We start from the raw sequence: 2,996 nt of genomic DNA on the forward strand, positions 1-2,996 counted from the left end.
ACCGCTCACGGATGACCATTACCACGCGCCGTGGCCGTTCCCAGGTGCCCGCCTTGTGGACGAACTCGTCGGTCCATTCGCGCTCGCGCTTGGAGGGGCGCCCCAGCCGATAGCGCTGCGGCTCGAAGCGCCGTTCCAGCGCCGAATTGCGCGGCAGCCGGGCGATGAACTCGATCCCGTGGGCATCCAGCGCCGCAAGCGTCGTGGCATCGGCGAAACCGGCATCGAGCCGCACGCGAACCTGCTCGGCGACATGGGTGCGCAGGTGCTCGACCAGCTTCGGGATCCAGGCCGCCGCCTCGCTCGCCGGCCCCGCGTTACCGGGACGCAGCAGCACCCCAACCAGATCGCCGGTCTCACCACAGAGCGCAAATAACGGGTAGTGCTGGCGTTGCCCGGTGTACTTGCTGAACGCACTGCCGGGCTGCTGGCCATGCGCCTGCAGCGGGACCCCATCGATATCGATGGTAATCGCCCGGGCACGGCGACCTTGGTTGCGGGCCCGGACCCGCTGTTCAACCAGGTGCAGCAGCCCCTGATCGAGCACGGCCTGATTCTCTGGCTTGGCAAGAATGTCGAGCAGCCGCGAGATCGTCGGCTGCGAGGCGAGGGTTCGGTCCATGACCCGCTCGCCTCGGCCATCGCTGCCGCAGGCGGCGAGGATCGGATCGCTGCGCAGGGTGTCGGCATCCCGCTGGTCGTCCCAGCCCTGGCCGATCATCACCAGGCTATCGCGTAGCAGCTGACTGATCGTGTGTCGGGTCCGGCGAGGATCGCGCGGGTCCAACAAGCGCGCCTTCAACCAGGCCACGATCCCGGTGCGCTCCAAGGCCTCGCGCTGGAGGATCGCACCCGCATCGGAACTCAGGCGCTGAGCGCCCGTCTCCACCCGCAGGGCCTTGTTGAACGACGGCGAGAACAGCGATACGGTTTCACCCATGGCGTAGCGTCGGCTCTGGTTCGTGTAGCTCCCAACCTCATGATTATCCAGAGACTCCGGCGTTACGCCAACCTATTCCCCCACCTGTGCTGAATAATCCGGGCATAGTAGCGTAGGCGCCCGGCTTTGAACTTACTCGCTTCAAAGGAAGAGCAATGATAATAAGCCACAAGTATAAGTTTATATTTCTTCATAGCCGAAGAACAGCAGGGAACTCTTTTTCTATTTACTACAATCATTTTTCTGGACCACACGACATAATCGTAGAACAATGGCATGAAATTATTCCGCGAGGCGGGAAGCCCAACCAAGAAGCTGTTAGCCGCTTGCTTACCAACCTCGGAAATTTCCAGTTTTTAAAAAACGCGCCGAAGACCGCCTTCAAAAACGGCTTCAGGAAAGACCGGCTCACGGCTGAATTGCTTCAACTTTCAAACAGAGTGACGTTCAGAGGAGACGAAAAGCTTGGCCCTAGACCGACCCATGCCTCTGCAAAAAAGGTGGCCGACCTTTTCCCAGAGGAGTTTAACAATTATTTCAAGTTTGCTTTCTTTAGGGACCCTTTCCAATATGTATTGTCAGACTTTCACAAAAAACATTCCAGGCTCAAACAAAAAGGCATCACTTTTGACGGCTACCTGAAGTGCATGGCCGATCCTGAAAGAGAATGCCCCCGTGTCCGCCCCACTCCTCGTACAAACATTGATGTCTACACTTTCGGACGAAACGTTCTGGCCGTCGATTACCTGGGTTCCTATGGAACATTGACTGAGGACCTCAATTATATATGTCAACGTGTTGGCCTGCCCTTTCGAAAAAGCGACTTCCCCCACGCTCAAAACACAAAATCAGGAACAAAAAAACACCGGTGGTCAACCGAGCAGATTGAGCTTGTAGAGGCAGGATTTAGTGACGAATTGAGTTTTCTTAGGGATTTTGGATATCTAAGCTGACTTCAAGGGGCCTGCGAGCGTAGCCCCAATCTTCAAGCGCAACACCCACATCCGGAGCGGGGTAAGATGTTGCGATGGACACCCGATACCAGCACCTCAGTGATCAGGAGCGCGCCGTCATCTTGAGTGAGCGCAGCCGAGGTAGCAGTGCGCGGGCGATTAGCCGCCTACTCGGACGCAGTCCCTCGACGGTGACCCGAGAACTTGCTCGCGGGCAGGTGCTATCGGCAGGAACGGCATATTGTCCGACGCAGGGGGCTCAGCAGTACCGAGATAGACGGCGGCGGTGTGGTCGTCGCACCAAGTTGGTCGAGGGTGAATGGTTGCACCGTTATATGCGTGACCGACTGTGCTATTGGCAGTGGTCTTCGGAGCAGATCTCCGGCAGGCTGGCGTGTATGTACCCAGATGATCCAGAGTCTCGCGTCAGCCATGACACCATCTACGCGGCGATTTACGCGCATCCGAAGGGTTCGCTCAAGCACGAGTTGATCCGGACGCTTCGTCGCCAAAAGCCGCAGCGCCTGGCGGGTCGATCGGAGCACCTGAGCTGCCCTGGAGGGCTTCCACCGGCAGATGAGGCGCCTGCCGGCGATCCTACGCCAGAGCCTGACCTACAACCGGGGCAGCAGCGAGATGGCCTGCCATGAGCGGATTGCCCAGCGGCTGAATCTGTCGATCTGGTTCGCCGATCCACATGCACCGTGGCAGCGCGGCAGCAACGAAAACACCAACGTTTGCTGCGCCAGCACCTGCCTAAGGGCGCCCATCTCAGCGAGCCGAGCCAGCCTCAACTCAATGATATCGCCCGACTCTTAAACCAACGGCCGCGTGAGGCGCTGGATGTCAGAACACCCGAGGAGGCCATGACTGAAGAGCTACAACCCTTCTCGAAAACCGTTGCGCCTGATTCTTGAGACCGGCCTGCCCGCCAGCTCTGGTTTACGACCTAACAGCTTAGGCTCCAACCACCCAGGCAGAGGGGACAGCCGTGTCGCTAGTTAGTCGGTCCTGAAAAACTCGCAAGGCGCGGATCTGACGAGGGTTATGGGCCCTTGACGGCGGCTGGAATCACCGGGTGTTGGTATCCTGGGATTCGAAAC

At 58.6% G+C, this 2,996-nt stretch carries 3 protein-coding genes; 2 read left to right on the forward strand and 1 reads right to left on the reverse strand.

Annotated elements, in window-relative coordinates; all coding sequences use genetic code 11:
* Positions 1 to 940 (reverse strand): IS1380 family transposase (locus LRG07_RS13490; RefSeq protein ID WP_238642702.1); only part of this gene is annotated, 940 nt, incomplete at its 3' end.
* Between the two features lie 155 nt (positions 941 to 1,095).
* Here LRG07_RS13490 and LRG07_RS13495 point away from each other — a divergent pair.
* Positions 1,096 to 1,893, forward strand: a complete 798-nt coding sequence (locus LRG07_RS13495) for a sulfotransferase family 2 domain-containing protein (protein WP_238642703.1) — start codon at positions 1,096 to 1,098, stop codon at positions 1,891 to 1,893.
* 74 nt (positions 1,894 to 1,967) lie between these two features.
* Positions 1,968 to 2,543 carry a helix-turn-helix domain-containing protein gene (locus LRG07_RS13500; RefSeq protein WP_238642704.1) on the forward strand — a complete coding sequence of 192 codons (576 nt, stop codon included), beginning with the start codon at positions 1,968 to 1,970 and terminating at the stop codon, positions 2,541 to 2,543.
* Positions 2,544 to 2,996: the final 453 nt, after the last annotated feature.

This window comes from Halorhodospira sp. 9622, from assembly GCF_022228025.1.
Taxonomy (GTDB): domain Bacteria; phylum Pseudomonadota; class Gammaproteobacteria; order Nitrococcales; family Halorhodospiraceae; genus Halorhodospira; species Halorhodospira halophila_A.

What these genes read in the sequence shown, in the direction of transcription:
- LRG07_RS13495 (WP_238642703.1), top strand. Translation starts at nt 1,096, where the DNA reads ATGATAATAAGCCACAAGTATAAGTTTATATTTCTTCATAGCCGAAGA.
- LRG07_RS13500 (WP_238642704.1), top strand. Translation starts at nt 1,968, where the DNA reads ATGGACACCCGATACCAGCACCTCAGTGATCAGGAGCGCGCCGTCATC.